We start from the raw sequence: 15,628 nt of genomic DNA, 5'->3' as shown, positions 1-15,628 counted from the left end.
ATAATAGATATGATTAAGGTATTGAATAAATGATTGGTTTAGTTGGTAAAAAAATTGGAATGACTCGTATTTTTACTAAAGAAGGAGCTTCAATTCCCGTTACAGTAATTGAATTAAAAGAAAACCGAATTACACAAGTAAAAAATATAAGTAATGATTTCTATTGTGCTATTCAAGTTACAACCGGTATAAAAAAAGCAAATAGATTAACAAAACCAAAAGCAGGACATTTTTTAAAATCTGGCGTAATTCCTGGTCGTGGTTTATGGGAGTTTAGAATTGATCAAAATGAAACTTTTAAAGTTGGACAAAGTATTACAATTCATATTTTTAATAATATAAAAAAAGTTGATGTTACAGGTATTTCTAAAGGAAAAGGTTTTTGCGGTACAGTAAAACGTTGGAATTTTCATACTCAGGATGCAACACATGGAAACTCTTTATCTCATAGAGTACCCGGTTCGATTGGTCAGAATCAAACTCCCGGTCGAGTGTTTAAAGGTAAAAAAATGGCAGGACAATTAGGAAATAATCGTGTTACTGTACAAAGTTTAAATATAGTACATATTGATGAAAAGAAAAATCTTCTTTTAGTAAAAGGCGCTGTTCCCGGTGCTACCGGTAGTGATCTTATCGTTAAACCAGCTATTAAGGTTTGAGCAGTGAGGAGTAAAGCATGGAATTAGTAGTTAAAGACGTACAAAGTGCTCTTAGTGTTTCTGAAATCATTTTTGCTCGTGATTTTAATGAGGCTCTAATTCATCAAGTCGTTATTGCTTATTCAGCATCTACCCGTCAAGGTACGAGAGCACAAAAAAATCGCGCTGAAGTTTCTGGATCAGGTAGAAAACCGTGGCGCCAAAAAGGTACAGGTCGTGCACGAGCAGGATCGTTTAGAAGTCCAATTTGGCGATCTGGTGGTGTTACGTTTGCTGCAAAACCGCAAGAACATAGTCAAAAAGTTAATAAAAAGATGTATCGTGGTGCATTAAAAAGTATTTTATCTGAATTAATTCGTCAAAAAAGATTAACAGTTTTTGAAAATTTTTCATTAGATTTACCTAAAACAAAACTTTTAGTTCAAAAATTGCAAGATATAGATTTGAAAAATGCTCTTATTATTACGAATAAAATAGATAACAATTTGTTTCTTGCTTCTAGAAATTTATATTCAGTTGATGTGAAAGATGTTCATTCTATAGATCCTGTTAGTTTGATTGCTTTTGAGCATGTTATTATTACTGTTGAAGCAGTGAAAAAAATAGAGGAAATACTTTCATGATTTCTGAAGAACGTTTGTTAAAAATACTAGTTTCTCCACATGTATCTGAAAAATCATCTGTATCTATAGAAAAATTTAATACTGTTGTTTTAAAGGTTTTGAATAATGCTACTAAATATGAAATAAAATATGCAGTAAAAAAAATATTTAATGTCGAAGTTGAAAGTATAAAGACATTGAAAGTGAAGGGAAAAAAAAAGCGTCAATCTAATCGCATTATTCAAAAAAGTAACTGGAAGAAAGCTTATATTAAAGTTAAAAAAGGGTATAATTTAGATTTCATAGGTAATACAGAGTAGTCGGAGGACAAAACAATGGCAATTGTTAAATGCAAACCGACATCTCCGGGTCGTCGCCACGTTATTAAAGTTGTTAATACACAGTTGTATAAAGGAAAACCATGTTCTTTATTATTAAGAAAAAAAAGTAAAAGCGGAGGACGTAACAATAATGGTAGGATTACAACTCGTCATATTGGTGGCGGACATAAAAGAGCATATCGTATTATAGATTTTAAAAGAAATAAAGATGGCATAGAAGCTACTGTGGAAAGATTCGAATATGATCCTAATCGTTCTTCTAATATTGCTTTAATATTATATAAAGATGGTCAACGAAATTATATTTTAGCTCCAAAAGATTTAAAGATAGGAGATACTATAATTTCTGGTTCAAATTCTCCTATAAAAGTAGGAAATTCTTTACCACTAAAAAATATTCCAGTAGGCACATTTATTCATAATGTAGAAATGAAGCCTGGGAAAGGTGGTCAAATAGCCCGTTCTGCAGGAAGTTATGTGCAACTAGTAGCATTTGATAAAGAATATGCAACTTTAAGATTACGTTCTGGTGAAATGCGAAAAACTCAATCTGATTGTAAAGCTACTATTGGAGAAGTAGGTAATTCTGAACATATGTTAAAAGTTTTAGGTAAAGCAGGAGCTTCTCGTTGGATAGGTATACGTCCAACTGTTCGTGGTACAGCCATGAATCCTGTTGATCATCCTCATGGTGGTGGTGAAGGAAGAAATTTTGGTAAGCACCCAGTTACTCCATGGGGAATACAAACAAAAGGTAAAAAAACTCGTAAAAATAAACGTACTGAAAAGTTTATTTTACGTCATCGTAGAAAATAATTATTGTAAGGATCATTTTATGCCACGTTCTCTTAAGAAAGGTCCTTTTATTGATGTTAGTTTGTTAAAAAAAGTAGAAAAATCAGTAAAAAAAAATGATAAAAAGCCTATTAAAACGTGGTCAAGACGTTCAACAATTTTTCCAAATATGGTAGGTTTGACAATATCTATTCATAATGGTCGTAATCATATACCTGTTTTTATTACTGAAGAAATGGTAGGACATAAATTAGGTGAATTTTCTTTAACTCGTACTTATAGAGGACATACTGCTGATAAAAAAGTAAAAAAACGTTAATTAAAAAAGAAAGATAAAAGAGGAGTAAATGGAAACTTTAGCTCAACATCGTCAAGCACGTTCTTCGGCTCAAAAAGTTCGTTTAATTGCAGATTTAGTTCGGGGAAAAAAAGTTCCACAAGCATTAAATATCTTGACGTATACTAATAAAAAAGCTGCTATTTTAGTTAAAAAAGTACTTGAATCAGCTGTAGCCAATGCAGAACACAATGATGGCGCTGATATAGATAAATTAAGAATAAAAAAAATATTTGTTAATGAAGGTTCAACAATGAAAAGAATGATGCCACGTGCTAAAGGACGTGCAGATCGTATTTTAAAACGTACGAGTCATATTACTGTGATTGTGTCTGATCGTTAAAACATTGAGGAGAGTCAGTGATGGGTCAGAAAGTACATCCTAATGGTATGCGATTGGGTATAATAAAAAAATGGAATTCTGTTTGGTTTGCTAATACTAAAGATTTTGCTGATCATCTAGATAGTGATTATAAAGTCCGTCAATTTTTAATGAAAAAATTAGACAAAGCATCAATTTCACGAATTATTATTGAAAGACCAGCTAAAAGTATTCGAGTAACGATTTATACTGCTAGACCTGGTATTGTCATCGGTAAAAAAGGTGAAGATGTAGAAAAATTAAGAGTCGCTATTGCCAAAATTACTGGGGTCCCAGTTCAAATTAACATTTCTGAAATACGCAAACCTGAATTGGATGCGAAACTTGTTTCTGATAGCATTACATCTCAGTTAGAACGAAGAGTTATGTTTCGACGAGCTATGAAAAGATCTGTTCAAAATGCAATGAGACAAGGTGCTAAAGGTATTAAAGTAGAAGTTAGCGGACGTTTAGGAGGAGCAGAAATAGCTCGTAGAGAATGGTATAGAGAAGGCAGAGTTCCTTTACATACTTTACGTGCAAATATTGATTATAGTATTTCAGAAGCTCATACCACATATGGTGTAATAGGTGTTAAAGTTTGGATTTTTAAAGGTGAAATATTAGGTGGTATGGAAACTATTGAAAAATTAGAAAAACCTTCTGTTCAAACAAAAAAGCAATATCGTAAAAATAGAAAGCAAGAAAGAGAGAGAAGCTGATAATGTTACAACCAAAACGTACTAAATTTCGAAAAATGCACAAAGGTCGAAATCGTGGTTTAGCTTCTGGTACTGATATTAATTTTGGTTCTTTTGGTTTACAAGCCATTGATAGAGGACGTTTAACTGCACGTCAAATTGAATCTGCACGAAGAGCTATAACTCGCTGTATTAAAAGACAAGGAAAAATGTGGATACGTATATTTCCTGATAAACCTATAACTCAAAAACCATTAGAAGTAAGAATGGGTAAGGGTAAAGGAAATGTTGAATATTGGGTCGCTTTAGTACAACCAGGTAAAATTCTTTATGAATTAGATGGTGTTACTGAAGAAGAATCTCGTGAAGCATTTAAACTAGCAGCAGCAAAGTTGCCAATTAAAACTACTTTTGTAACTAAGATGGTGATGTAATGAAAGCAATAGTAGAATTTAAAAAAAAAGATAAAAAAAATCTTTATAAAGAACTTTTGCAATTATTACGAGAACAATTTAATCTTCGCATGCAATCTGTTTCTGGAAAGTTAAAACAGCCTCATTTGTTACGAAAAGTTCGGCGAAATATTGCACAAGTAAAGACTTTATTACATCAAAAGGAGAAGATAAAATAATGGAAAAAATTAGAACTTTGCAAGGTCGTGTAATAAGTAATAAGATGCAAAAATCTGCTGTTGTGGCAATTGAACGTTTTGTAAAACATATTATTTATGGCAAATTTATTAAACGTACTACAAAACTTCATATTCATGATGAAAAAAATGAATGTACTATAGGTGATTTAATAGAAATTCGAGAATCTCGTCCAATTTCTAAAACAAAATCTTGGGTTTTAGTACGTGTGATTGAAAAAACAGTTTTTTAAAATAATAAAAACATGAACAAACTCAGGTCTGCTCATGTTTTCGATCAAAAAAATTTAAGCAGTATTATAATAAGATTATTTTTAATTAGTAATTTTTTATTTTAATTAAAATAATTGAGGTTTAAAAAAAATGATTCAAGAACAGACTATTCTTCATGTAGCTGATAACTCTGGTGCACGATCTGCTATGTGTATTAAAGTTTTGGGCGGTTCACATCGTCGTTACGCAAGTATTGGTGATGTAATTAAAATTACAATTAAGGAAGCAATACCTCGAGGCAAAGTAAAAAAAGGAGAAGTTCTTAAAGCAGTAGTAGTAAGAACTAAAAAAGGAGTTAGACGATCTGATGGTTCTGTTATTCGCTTTGATACGAATGCTTGTGTTGTATTAAACAATAACGAACAACCTATTGGAACTCGTATTTTTGGTCCTGTTACTCGTGAATTAAGAACAGAAAAATTTATGAAAATTATTTCACTAGCTCCTGAAGTTCTTTAATAATAAAATTTTTAAGGAATAAAAATGGCATCAAAGTTACGCCGAAATGATACAGTTATTATATTAACTGGAAAAGATAAAGGAAAAACAGGTATAATTAAAAATTTTTTATCTTTAAACAAAGTAATTATTAATGGTTTGAATTTGATAAAAAAACATCAAAAACCAGTTCCTTCTCAAAACAAAAGTGGTGGTATTATAGAAAAAGAAGCACCTATCCATATATCAAATATTGCTATTTTAAATCCTGAATCTAATAAATCAGATCGTATTGGTTTTAGATTTGAAGGAGGAAAAAAAGTTCGATTTTTTAAATCTAATAGAAAAACGATTCAATAGTTTGGAGTAATATGATGGCAACATTGTATGATTATTATAAGTCGAAAGTCATCAAAAAGTTTATGCTTGAATTAAATTATAGTTCTGTTATGCAAGTACCTAAAATTGATAAAATTACTTTAAACATGGGTGTGGGTGCAGCAGCTTCTGATAAAAAAATTTTAGATAATGCTATTTTAGATTTAACAGCAATATCTGGACAAAAACCAATTATTACTAAAGCTAGAAAATCTGTAGCTGGTTTTAAAATTCGTCAGGGTTATCCTATTGGATGTAAAGTCACATTACGTGGTCAGAAAAAATGGGATTTTTTTGAGCGTTTAATTATCATCGCGGTGCCGCGCATTCGTGATTTTCGTGGTTTATCAAGTAATTCTTTTGATGGTCATGGAAATTATAGTTTAGGAATTCGAGAACAAATTATTTTCCCTGAAATTGATTATGATAAAATTGATCGCGTTCGCGGATTAGATGTGACAATAACTACTACTGCTAAATCTGATAATGAAGCTCGTTTATTATTATCTGCTTTTAATTTTCCTTTTCGCAAGTAAAAAAAGGTTATTCAATGGCTAAAGAATCAATGAAAGCACGTGAAATTAAACGTGTAAAATTAGCTAATAAATTTTACACACAACGTATTGAATTAAAAAATATTATTTCCAGCATGAATTTTTCAGAAGAAGAACGCTGGAATGCAGTTCTTAAATTACAATCTTTTCCACGTGATTCTAGTCCATCACGTCAAAGAAATAGATGTCGTCAAACAGGTCGTCCACATGCTTTTTTACGTAAATTTGGATTAAGTCGTATTAAGGTTAGAGAGGCAGCCATGAAAGGTGAAATCCCTGGTTTAAAAAAAGCAAGTTGGTAAAATACATTTTTCAGGTTTTGGAGTTTAAAAATGAGCATGCAAGACCCAGTAGCAGATATGTTGACTCGTATTCGAAACGGTCAATCAGCTAATAAATATTCTGTTAAGATGCCTTCATCTAGATTAAAAAAATCAATTGTCGAACTATTAAAACAAGAAGGTTATATTAAAGATTATAAAATCACAGGTAATATTAAATTAGAATTAGAAGTTATTTTGAAATATTTTCAGGGAAAATCAGTAGTAGAAATGATTCAACGTATCAGTCGTCCTAGTTTACGAATATATAAAAATAAGAATAATTTACCTAAAGTTATGTCTGGTCTAGGTATAGCAGTGATTTCTACTTCTCAAGGTGTTATGACGGATCGTATGGCTCGTCAAGCTGGTCTTGGCGGTGAAGTTATTTGTTATGTAGCTTAATTAATAAATGGAGGAAGAATGTCTCGTGTTGCTAAATGTCCAATTGTTATTCCTTCTGATATTAACATTCAATTAGATTTACAAAATATATCAATTAAAGGAAAATATGGTCATCTTTCACGTACTATTCATCGATCAGTGAAAATTGAATATCTAGATAATAAAATAATTTTTTCGCCACGTTTAGGTTTTTCTGATGGTTGGGCGCAAGCAGGAACCTCAAGAGCTCTTGTAAATTCTATGGTTATAGGTGTTTCTAAAAAATTTAGCAAAAAATTACAATTTTCTGGAGTTGGTTATCGTGTATCAATAATAAAAGGTGATGTTATTAACATGTCACTGGGTTATTCTCATATGATTACATATCGTCTGCCTAAAGGTATTAACGCAGAAAATCCATCTCCAACAGAAATTATTATTCAAGGAATAGACAAACAATTAGTTGGGCAAATTGCAGCTAATTTGCGTTCTTATCGTGTACCGGAACCTTATAAAGGAAAAGGTATACGATATTCAGATGAAATTGTACGTATGAAAGAGGCTAAGAAGAAATAAAATGAGTTTTTCCAATAAAAATAAAATAATTTCTCGTATGCGTCGATCTATCAAAACACGTCGTAAACTTAAAAAACTAGGTGCTATTCGACTAATTGTACATCGTACTCCACGTCATATGTATGCTCAAATAGTTTCTTCTACAGAATCAAAAGTATTGGCATATGCTTCAACTCTAGAAAAAAAAATAAATTGCACTTTGAAATATACAGGAAACAAAGAAGCTGCAGCACAAATAGGTAAAATTATTGCAGAACGAGCTTTATCCAAAGGAATAGAAAATGTTTCTTTTGATCGATCTGGTTTTAAATATCATGGTCGCGTACAAGTTTTAGCTGAATCTGCACGTGAAGTTGGACTAAAGTTTTAAGGCGAAAATTATAGAATGGCTAATATTGAAAAAAAGAACAATAGTGATTTACAAGAAAAATTAATTACAGTAAATCGTGTTTCAAAAACAGTTAAAGGTGGTCGTATATTTTCTTTTACAGCATTAACTGTAGTAGGAAATGGAGATGGACGAGTTGGTTTTGGTTATGGAAAAGCACGTGAAGTTCCTGCTGCTATTCAAAAAGCTATGGAAAAAGCTAGACGTAATATGATTACTATACCGTTAGTTAATAAAACTCTACAACATTCATTAAAAGGTTCTCATACTGGATCAAATGTTTTTATGAAACCAGCTTCTGATGGAACAGGAATTATTGCGGGTGGAGCTATGCGTGCAGTTTTAGAAGTGGCAGGTATACATAATGTGCTAGCTAAAACTTATGGTTCCACGAATCCTATCAATGTAGTTCGGGCTACTATGAATGGGCTAATTAATATGAAATCCCCAGAAATGATAGCTGCTAAAAGAAATAAACGTATTGAAGATATATTAGGATAAATTTGATTTAATGAAAAACATAAAAATCACTCAAATAAAAAGTGCTATAGGAAGATTACCTAAGCACAAAAAAACATTGATTGGACTTGGACTGCGTTATATAGGACACACTGTCATACGTGAAGATACAGCATCTATTCAAGGTATGATTAAAAAAATTTCATATATTTTAAAAATACAAGAGGAGTAAAAGTATGTATTTAAACACTCTTTCTCCAGCAAATGGAGCACGTCAGAATCGAAAAAGATTAGGTCGCGGTATTGGTTCAGGTTTTGGTAAAACTGCAGGTCGCGGTCATAAAGGGCAAAAATCTAGATCAGGAAGCAGCATTCGTCGTGGTTTTGAAGGAGGACAAATGCCTTTATATAGAAGACTTCCTAAATTTGGTTTTAATTCTAGAAAAAAAAATATTACAACAGAAGTTCGTTTATCAGATTTATCAAATTTATCTACAAATATTATTGATCTTAAAATATTAAAAAAAGAAAATATTGTTAAAAAAAATATTAAACATGCCAAGATAATTTTTACAGGAAAATTAAATGTTCCTTTAATAATTCGAGGTTTACTTGTTACTAAAGGTGCTCGTTCTGAAATTGAAAATTCTGGTGGTAAAATTGAAGGATAAGCGGTAAATAATGGTTAAAAAATTAGGATTAAATTTCAAAAATACTAAAAAAAATGTCAGTGAGCTAAAACAGAGAATTATTTTTCTAATAGCAGCTATTATTATTTTTCGTATTGGTTCGTTTATTCCAATTCCTGGAATTGATACTACGATTTTATCTAAAATATTAAACGAACAAAAAGGTACTATTGTTGAGATGTTTAATATGTTTTCTGGTGGTGCTTTGAGTCGTGCTTCTATTTTTGCTTTAGGCATTATGCCCTATATATCTGCTTCTATTATCGTGCAATTATTAACACTAGTATATCCTGCTTTATCTGAAATGAAAAAAGAAGGAGAATCTGGACGTCATAAAATTAATCAGTATACTAGATATGCCACCTTAATATTAGCTCTTGTTCAGTCTGTTGGAATTGCTACTACTCTTCCTAATATAGTAGGAATGCGTACAATTATAATAAATATTGATTTTTGTTTTTATTTAATTGCTATTATAAGTTTAGTAACTGGTACCATGTTTTTAATGTGGCTGGGAGAATTAATTACAGAACATGGTATTGGTAATGGTATTTCAATTATTATTTTTATAGGAATAATAGCTGGTCTACCTTCGGCGATTGGGAATACTATTGAAAAAACAAGACAGGGAGATTTGCATTTTTTATTGTTTTTGTTTATTTTATTGTTGATTTTTTTAGTTATTTTTCTTGTTGTTTTTATAGAAAGAGGGCAAAGAAAAATTATTGTACATTATGCGCAACGCCAACAGGGTCGTCGTATATATGCAGCTCAAAGTACTCATTTGCCTTTAAAAATTAATATGTCTGGTGTTATACCTGCCATTTTTGCTTCTAGTGTTGTTCTGTTTCCTGCAACTGTCATATCTTGGTGCAAAGTAAGTAGTGAATGGTTAAAAACTATTTCATCTTATTTACAACCTAATCAACCTTTATATTTAATTTTATACATATCTGCAATAGTATTTTTTTGTTTTTTTTATACAGGATTAGTTTTTAATCCTCGTGAAACAGCAGATAATTTAAAAAAATCAGGGGCTTTTATTTCCGGTATTAGACCCGGAGAACAAACAGCAAAATATATTGATAAAATTATGTTAAGACTAACACTAGTTGGTTCTTTATATATTACATTTATTTGTTTGATTCCAGAATTTATGCGAAGTGCTATGAATGTTCCTTTTTATTTTGGTGGCACTTCATTATTAATTGTTGTGGTAGTTATTATGGATTTTATTACTCAAATTCAAACATTGATAATGTCTAATCAATATGAATCTATGCTAAAAAAAGCTAATCTAGATTAGATATTTTATATTAAAAAAATTCAAGGAAATACAATGAAGGTACAAGCTTCTGTAAAAATACTTTGTCGAAACTGCAAAATAATAAGAAGGAACAATGTTGTAAGAGTTATCTGTAGTAATGATCCAAAACACAAGCAACGTCAAGGTTAGTAATTTTTATAGATTAAAATATTTTTAAACATTAATCATCATCTTTAACGTATAGATTTATTTAAAATACATTTATAAGGTTTTATAATATGGCACGTATTGCAGGTATTAATATTCCTGAACATAAGCATACTTTAATTGCATTAACTGCAATATATGGAATTGGTAAAAAACGGTCTAAATTGATTTGTTCTATTACAAATATTCCTGAACATTCTAAAATTATAGATTTAAGTGAAGAACAGATTGATCTTTTAAGAACACATGTAGCAAAATATGTTATTGAAGGTGATTTAAGAAGAGAGAGAACTTTAAATATTAAGCGTTTAATTGATCTAAGCTGTTATCGTGGTTTACGTCATCGTAGGAGTTTGCCAGTACATGGACAAAGAACTAAAACTAATGCTAGAACTTGTAAAGGTCCTCGAAAACCAATAAAAAAATAATTTAGGTAAGATTAATTATGGTAAAGAATTCAACATCTATTCGTACGCGTAAACGTGTTAAAAAACAAATTTTAGATGGTATAGCTCATATTCATGCATCTTTTAATAATACTATCGTAACTATCACTGATAGACAAGGCAATGCTTTAGGTTGGGCAACTTCTGGCGGTTCTGGTTTTAGAGGTTCTCGAAAATCTACTCCTTTCGCAGCACAAGTTGCTGCTGAACGTTGTGCAGAAATAGTAAAAGATTATGGAATAAAAAATTTAGAGGTCATGGTCAAAGGTCCAGGTCCTGGTAGAGAATCTACGATTCGAGCTTTAAATGCAGCTGGATTCCGTATTACAAATATTACCGATGTAACACCAATTCCTCATAATGGTTGCCGTCCTCCTAAAAAACGTCGTGTCTGATTTTTAGGAATGTTTGGAGAATAAAATGGCAAAATATTTAGGCCCGAAATTAAAATTAAGTCGACGTGAAGGTACTGATTTATTTCTTAAATCAGGACTTCGTCCAATAGAATCAAAATGTAAATTAGAACAGCCTCCGGGACAACATGGTATTCGCAAACCTAGATTATCTGATTATGCTGTTCAATTACGTGAAAAACAAAAGGTCCGTCGTTTATACGGTGTTTTAGAACGGCAATTTAAAATATATTATAAAAAAGCTGCTCGCTTAAAAGGCAATACCGGAGCAAATTTATTGCAGTTATTAGAATCTAGATTAGATAATGTAGTTTATCGTATGGGTTTTGGTTGTACTCGTGCCGAATCTAGACAATTAATTAATCATAAATCTATTATAGTTAATAATAAAATCGTGAATATTGCCTCATATCAAGTTTCTCCTAATGACCGAATTTCTATTAGGGATAAATCTAAAAATCAATCTCGAATTAAAGCGGCTTTAGAACTCGTTGAACAAAGAGAAAAACCAATCTGGTTAGAAGTTGATCAAACTAAAATGGAAGGTATTTTTAAAAGATTTCCTGAACGTTCTGATTTATCTGCAGAAATTAATGAATACTTAATTGTTGAACTTTATTCTAAATAGTAAAGTTGACTATTAAAGAGAGGATAATATGCAGAATTCTATCATGGATTTTTTAAAACCACGTTTAGTTGATATTGAACAAATTAGTACAACACATACTAAAGTTACTTTAGAGCCATTAGAAAGAGGATTTGGTCATACACTTGGAAATGCACTTCGTAGAATTCTCCTTTCTTCTATGCCAGGATGTGCAGTAACTGAAGTTGAAATTGATGGGGTACTTCATGAATATAGTACTAAAGAGGGTGTGCAAGAAGATATTTTAGAAATATTATTAAATTTAAAAGGATTGGCTGTAAAAGTCTATAGAAAAGATGAAGTTTTTCTTACATTAAATAAATCTGGAATTGGTTCTGTCACTGCTGCAGACATTATACATGATGGTGAGGTCGAGATCATTAAACCAGAACACGTCATTTGTAATTTAACCTATGAAAATGCTTCAATTAAAATGAGGATAAGAGTACAACGTGGAAGAGGTTATATTCCCGCATCTTCAAGAGTTCATTTAGAAGAAGAATCAAGACCAATAGGTTGTTTGTTAGTAGATGCTTGTTATAGTCCAATAGATCGTATTTCTTATAATGTAGAAGCAGCACGTGTAGAACAAAGAACTGATTTAGATAAATTAGTTATTGAAATGGAAACAAATGGAACTATTGACCCAGAAGAAGCCATTCGACGGGCTGCTACTATTTTAGCAGAACAATTAGAAGCTTTTGTTGATTTAAGAGACGTTCGTGAACCTGAAATTAAAGAAGACAAACCTGCATTTGAACCTATTTTATTGCGACCAGTAGATGATTTAGAATTAACAGTTCGTTCTGCTAATTGTCTCAAAGCAGAAGCTATACACTATATTGGTGATTTAGTACAAAGAACTGAAGTAGAACTTTTGAAAACTCCTAATTTAGGAAAAAAATCTTTAACTGAAATTAAGGATATATTAGCTTCTAGAAATTTATCTCTTGGCATGAAATTAGAAAATTGGCCGCCATCAAGTATTTTAGATGAATAATTTATATTTTATTTTATATTAAAATCTTAATAGAAGGAATAAATTTATGCGTCATCGGAAAAGTGGTCGTCAATTAAATCGTAATAGTGCTCATTTTGATTCTATGTTTAAAAATATGATATGTTCATTATTAACACATGAAATTATAAAAACGACTTTGGCTAAAGCAAAAGAACTACGTCGTATTGTCGAGCCTATTATTACTTTATCTAAAATAGATACTGTCTCTCATAGACGATTAGTATTTTCTCGTATTCGTGATAATGCGATAGTCGCAAAACTTTTTAAAAATTTAGGTCCTTGTTTTTTTAGTAGATTAGGCGGTTATACTCGTATTTTAAAATGTGGATTTCGATCTGGAGATAAAGCTCCAATGGCCTATATTGAATTAGTTGATCGTGTTAAAAAAAGTAAAAAAGAAGAAATTGTAGAACAATAAATGTTATATTTCTTATAAAAATCTATAAAATATAATTTTAAAGCAAACGGAAATGCACCGTTTGCTTGTTTTTTTTGATTTAAATAATTTCGAGAATATATATGAAAAAAGTTATTAAATACTTCTTTTTATATAATAGTACCGATTTTAAATAAATTTTTTTTAGAAATAATCATGTTTTTAACATCCATAATTTTTTTTCCAGGTAATTGTAATTTTTCGATATTTAATATTTTATGAGATGTATTAATTTGAATTCCATATTTGTTAGCACAGATAATTTCTCCTACAGAAAAATTTGATTGTATTATAGGAATTACAGTTGATTGCCATACCTTTATAGTTGTGTTGTGTAATAAAAAATAACATACAGGCCATGGATTAAAAGCTCGTATTAAACGTTCTAATTTTTCAGCTTGTAAGTTCCAGTTTAATAAACCATCTTTTTTATATATTTTTTTTGATAAAATAGCATTTTTTTCATTTTGTTTTTTTGTAATAATTGTATTTAAGATAATTTTTTCTAAGACTTCTAATAATGCTTTAATTCCAATTTCGATTAATTTCAAAGATAAACTTTTAGTGGTATCTTTAGATGATATATTGCATATTTTTGAATGTATTATGGTACCAGAATCAATTTTCTCGTTTATATTAATAATGCTTATACCTGTTTTTTTATCACCATGTAAAATTGATGATTGAATCGGAGTTGCTCCTCGCCATCTAGGTAATAGTGAAGCATGAACATTAATACACCCTTTAGGAAACATAGTAAAAATCTTTTTTGGTATAATTTTTCCATAAGATACAACTATCATAATATCTGCATTAAGTTCTAATAGTTTATTTTGAAAATTTTTATCATTTAAATTTAAAGGCTGAAAAATAGGAATTTTGTTATTTATAGATAGTTTTTTTACAGGGGAAAAAGTAATTTTTTGTCCTCTTCCAGAAGAACGATCTGGTTGAGTAATTACTGAAATTACGCTATGTGCAGAATTAATTAGTGCCTTTAAATGTTCGGCAGAAAAATATTCTGTACCAGCAAAAATAATTTTTAATTTTTTCAAATGTATTTTATTCCTCAATTAAAAATTTTTTTATTATCTTTTTTTTTAATTTTTTTGAATTTTTTTTGAATTCTTTCTCTTTTAAATTTTGATAGATAATCAATAAATAGTTTACCTTTCAGATGATCTATTTCGTGTTGTATGCAAATAGAAACTATCGATTTTGCTTCTATCTCTATTTTTTCTCCATAAAGATTAATTGCTTGAACTTTTATATAATTATATCTTGGTACAGAAGCTCGATATTCTGGAATTGATAAACACCCTTCTTCAATACTGATATTGCCTTCTTTTTTAATAATTTCAGGATTAATAAGTACTAAATTATTTTTTTCTTCTTCCATTGTATTAATAACTATAATTTGCAATTGAATATTTACTTGAGTTGCTGCTAAACCAATTCCTTCTTCTTGATACATTGTATTTATCATATTTCTTGCAATGTCTTGTATTTTTTGATCAATTTTATTTACTGGTTTAGCAATAAGTCTTAAACGTATATCAGGATAATAGAGTATTTTTAACAAAGACATATATATTTTAGTTATAAAATAGTTGAATTTTATATATTAGTATAAACTTTTTTATTATAATTAAAAGTTTGCTATTGTTGTTTTTTATATTTTTTAGTAACAACTTATTTGCATAATATTATAATATTTTTCATATTATATATTGACAATACTCATGATAAACTTATATGTAGAATGTATTACTAAATATTTAAATTTTTTAATATGTGATTGAGGACGTAATGTTTGATATATTAATATATTTGTTTGAAAATTATGTTCATAGTGAATCAAGAATTTCTATTGATTACGATAGTTTAACTAATGATTTGTCTGATATAGGTTTTCAAAAACGAGATATTTATAATGCTTTACGTTGGTTAAAAAATCTTTCTTGTTATAAGAAGAATATTATTTCATCTATTAATTTGTTATCTAATCAGATTTCTACTCGAATTTATACTCAAGAAGAATCTTTTAAATTAAATGTTGATTGTCGTGGTTTTATAATTTTTTTAGAACAGTTAGAAATATTAACATTAGATACACGAGAAATGATTATTGAAAGAATTATGGAATTAGATATTAATGAAATAAATCTTGAAGATTTAAAATGGATTGTATTAATTGTATTATTTAATGTTCCTGGATGTGAAACAGTATATCGTAAACTTGAAAATTTGTTATTTAATTTCAAAGAAGACGTTATTCATTAAATAAT

The 15,628-nt window shown here is 29.7% G+C and carries 30 protein-coding genes; 28 read left to right on the top strand and 2 right to left on the bottom strand.

From position 1 onward, the window contains the following. Positions 1-29: 29 nt before the first annotated feature. From rplC to rplQ, 27 genes are all read left to right on the top strand, one after another. Positions 30-659: a 50S ribosomal protein L3 gene (gene rplC, locus D9V71_RS02665; RefSeq protein WP_158340826.1), complete on the top strand. Its 630-nt coding sequence runs from the start codon at positions 30-32 to the stop codon at positions 657-659. 17 nt (positions 660-676) lie between these two features. Further along, positions 677-1,282, top strand: coding sequence for a 50S ribosomal protein L4 (gene rplD / locus D9V71_RS02660; RefSeq protein ID WP_158340825.1), 606 nt, complete (start codon positions 677-679; stop codon positions 1,280-1,282). Then, positions 1,279-1,581 carry a 50S ribosomal protein L23 gene (gene rplW / locus D9V71_RS02655; protein ID WP_158340824.1) on the top strand — a complete coding sequence of 101 codons (303 nt, stop codon included), beginning with the start codon at positions 1,279-1,281 and terminating at the stop codon, positions 1,579-1,581. The genes rplD and rplW overlap by 4 nt, the downstream gene beginning before the upstream one ends. Before the next feature lie 15 nt (positions 1,582-1,596). After that, a complete protein-coding gene (rplB, locus tag D9V71_RS02650; RefSeq protein ID WP_158340823.1) occupies positions 1,597-2,418 on the top strand; it encodes a 50S ribosomal protein L2 in 822 nt (273 codons plus the stop codon). Between the two features lie 19 nt (positions 2,419-2,437). Beyond that, positions 2,438-2,716, top strand: coding sequence for a 30S ribosomal protein S19 (gene rpsS / locus D9V71_RS02645; protein ID WP_158340822.1), 279 nt, complete (start codon positions 2,438-2,440; stop codon positions 2,714-2,716). 28 nt (positions 2,717-2,744) lie between these two features. Then, positions 2,745-3,077, top strand: a complete 333-nt coding sequence (rplV, locus tag D9V71_RS02640; RefSeq protein WP_158340821.1) for a 50S ribosomal protein L22 — start codon at positions 2,745-2,747, stop codon at positions 3,075-3,077. Positions 3,078-3,097: 20 nt separating this feature from the next. Next, positions 3,098-3,817 carry a 30S ribosomal protein S3 gene (rpsC, locus tag D9V71_RS02635; protein WP_158340820.1) on the top strand — a complete coding sequence of 240 codons (720 nt, stop codon included), beginning with the start codon at positions 3,098-3,100 and terminating at the stop codon, positions 3,815-3,817. 2 nt (positions 3,818-3,819) lie between these two features. Further along, a complete protein-coding gene (gene rplP / locus D9V71_RS02630; protein ID WP_158340819.1) occupies positions 3,820-4,230 on the top strand; it encodes a 50S ribosomal protein L16 in 411 nt (136 codons plus the stop codon). After that, positions 4,230-4,427, top strand: coding sequence for a 50S ribosomal protein L29 (rpmC, locus tag D9V71_RS02625; RefSeq protein ID WP_158340818.1), 198 nt, complete (start codon positions 4,230-4,232; stop codon positions 4,425-4,427). The genes rplP and rpmC overlap by 1 nt, the downstream gene beginning before the upstream one ends. Continuing rightward, positions 4,424-4,678 (top strand): 30S ribosomal protein S17, encoded by a 255-nt coding sequence (gene rpsQ, locus D9V71_RS02620; protein ID WP_158340817.1) that lies wholly within the window; start codon positions 4,424-4,426, stop codon positions 4,676-4,678. The genes rpmC and rpsQ overlap by 4 nt, the downstream gene beginning before the upstream one ends. Before the next feature lie 130 nt (positions 4,679-4,808). Beyond that, the gene (gene rplN / locus D9V71_RS02615) at positions 4,809-5,177 is read left to right on the top strand and encodes a 50S ribosomal protein L14 (RefSeq protein ID WP_158340816.1); all 369 of its coding nucleotides are present in this window, start codon (positions 4,809-4,811) and stop codon (positions 5,175-5,177) included. A gap of 24 nt (positions 5,178-5,201) precedes the next feature. Then, positions 5,202-5,516: a 50S ribosomal protein L24 gene (rplX, locus tag D9V71_RS02610; protein WP_158340815.1), complete on the top strand. Its 315-nt coding sequence runs from the start codon at positions 5,202-5,204 to the stop codon at positions 5,514-5,516. 14 nt (positions 5,517-5,530) lie between these two features. Then, a complete protein-coding gene (rplE, locus tag D9V71_RS02605) occupies positions 5,531-6,070 on the top strand; it encodes a 50S ribosomal protein L5 (RefSeq protein ID WP_158340938.1) in 540 nt (179 codons plus the stop codon). 14 nt (positions 6,071-6,084) lie between these two features. Further along, the gene (gene rpsN / locus D9V71_RS02600; RefSeq protein ID WP_158340814.1) at positions 6,085-6,390 is read left to right on the top strand and encodes a 30S ribosomal protein S14; all 306 of its coding nucleotides are present in this window, start codon (positions 6,085-6,087) and stop codon (positions 6,388-6,390) included. Between the two features lie 30 nt (positions 6,391-6,420). Next, on the top strand, positions 6,421-6,813 hold the full coding sequence (gene rpsH, locus D9V71_RS02595; protein WP_158340813.1) for a 30S ribosomal protein S8: 393 nt from the start codon (positions 6,421-6,423) through the stop codon (positions 6,811-6,813). 18 nt (positions 6,814-6,831) lie between these two features. Next, a complete protein-coding gene (gene rplF, locus D9V71_RS02590) occupies positions 6,832-7,368 on the top strand; it encodes a 50S ribosomal protein L6 (RefSeq protein ID WP_158340812.1) in 537 nt (178 codons plus the stop codon). A gap of 1 nt (position 7,369) precedes the next feature. Next, entirely contained in the window at positions 7,370-7,738 is a 369-nt protein-coding gene (gene rplR, locus D9V71_RS02585) for a 50S ribosomal protein L18 (RefSeq protein WP_158340811.1), read from the top strand. 15 nt (positions 7,739-7,753) lie between these two features. Then, the gene (gene rpsE, locus D9V71_RS02580; protein ID WP_158340810.1) at positions 7,754-8,257 is read left to right on the top strand and encodes a 30S ribosomal protein S5; all 504 of its coding nucleotides are present in this window, start codon (positions 7,754-7,756) and stop codon (positions 8,255-8,257) included. Positions 8,258-8,267: 10 nt separating this feature from the next. Continuing rightward, positions 8,268-8,447: a 50S ribosomal protein L30 gene (gene rpmD, locus D9V71_RS02575; protein WP_158340809.1), complete on the top strand. Its 180-nt coding sequence runs from the start codon at positions 8,268-8,270 to the stop codon at positions 8,445-8,447. A 4-nt stretch (positions 8,448-8,451) separates the two neighbouring features. Beyond that, entirely contained in the window at positions 8,452-8,886 is a 435-nt protein-coding gene (rplO, locus tag D9V71_RS02570) for a 50S ribosomal protein L15 (RefSeq protein ID WP_158340808.1), read from the top strand. A gap of 10 nt (positions 8,887-8,896) precedes the next feature. Next, complete coding sequence (secY, locus tag D9V71_RS02565) at positions 8,897-10,210, top strand: preprotein translocase subunit SecY (RefSeq protein ID WP_158340807.1); 1,314 nt, start codon at positions 8,897-8,899, stop codon at positions 10,208-10,210. A 33-nt stretch (positions 10,211-10,243) separates the two neighbouring features. Continuing rightward, positions 10,244-10,360, top strand: a complete 117-nt coding sequence (gene rpmJ, locus D9V71_RS02560; protein ID WP_014499634.1) for a 50S ribosomal protein L36 — start codon at positions 10,244-10,246, stop codon at positions 10,358-10,360. An 89-nt stretch (positions 10,361-10,449) separates the two neighbouring features. Further along, complete coding sequence (gene rpsM / locus D9V71_RS02555; RefSeq protein ID WP_158340806.1) at positions 10,450-10,806, top strand: 30S ribosomal protein S13; 357 nt, start codon at positions 10,450-10,452, stop codon at positions 10,804-10,806. 17 nt (positions 10,807-10,823) lie between these two features. Next, entirely contained in the window at positions 10,824-11,219 is a 396-nt protein-coding gene (gene rpsK / locus D9V71_RS02550; RefSeq protein WP_009874452.1) for a 30S ribosomal protein S11, read from the top strand. Between the two features lie 25 nt (positions 11,220-11,244). Further along, positions 11,245-11,865, top strand: coding sequence for a 30S ribosomal protein S4 (gene rpsD, locus D9V71_RS02545; RefSeq protein WP_158340805.1), 621 nt, complete (start codon positions 11,245-11,247; stop codon positions 11,863-11,865). A gap of 28 nt (positions 11,866-11,893) precedes the next feature. Continuing rightward, positions 11,894-12,883 (top strand): DNA-directed RNA polymerase subunit alpha, encoded by a 990-nt coding sequence (locus tag D9V71_RS02540; RefSeq protein WP_158340804.1) that lies wholly within the window; start codon positions 11,894-11,896, stop codon positions 12,881-12,883. A gap of 46 nt (positions 12,884-12,929) precedes the next feature. Next, positions 12,930-13,322: a 50S ribosomal protein L17 gene (gene rplQ / locus D9V71_RS02535; RefSeq protein WP_158340803.1), complete on the top strand. Its 393-nt coding sequence runs from the start codon at positions 12,930-12,932 to the stop codon at positions 13,320-13,322. A 128-nt stretch (positions 13,323-13,450) separates the two neighbouring features. Here rplQ and fmt read toward each other — a convergent pair whose 3' ends face one another. Beyond that, positions 13,451-14,395, bottom strand: coding sequence for a methionyl-tRNA formyltransferase (gene fmt / locus D9V71_RS02530; protein ID WP_158340802.1), 945 nt, complete (start codon positions 14,393-14,395; stop codon positions 13,451-13,453). A 14-nt stretch (positions 14,396-14,409) separates the two neighbouring features. Next, on the bottom strand, positions 14,410-14,928 hold the full coding sequence (def, locus tag D9V71_RS02525) for a peptide deformylase (RefSeq protein WP_158340801.1): 519 nt from the start codon (positions 14,926-14,928) through the stop codon (positions 14,410-14,412). 221 nt (positions 14,929-15,149) lie between these two features. Between def and D9V71_RS02520 the strand changes: the two genes are divergently transcribed. Continuing rightward, positions 15,150-15,623: a DUF494 family protein gene (locus tag D9V71_RS02520; RefSeq protein ID WP_158340800.1), complete on the top strand. Its 474-nt coding sequence runs from the start codon at positions 15,150-15,152 to the stop codon at positions 15,621-15,623. Positions 15,624-15,628 lie beyond the last annotated feature (5 nt).

The sequence above is a fragment of the Buchnera aphidicola (Macrosiphum euphorbiae) genome (assembly GCF_005237295.1).
Taxonomy (GTDB): domain Bacteria; phylum Pseudomonadota; class Gammaproteobacteria; order Enterobacterales; family Enterobacteriaceae; genus Buchnera; species Buchnera aphidicola_AP.
Note: the sequence above shows the minus strand (reverse complement) of the source record. Positions and strands in the feature narration are given on the sequence as shown.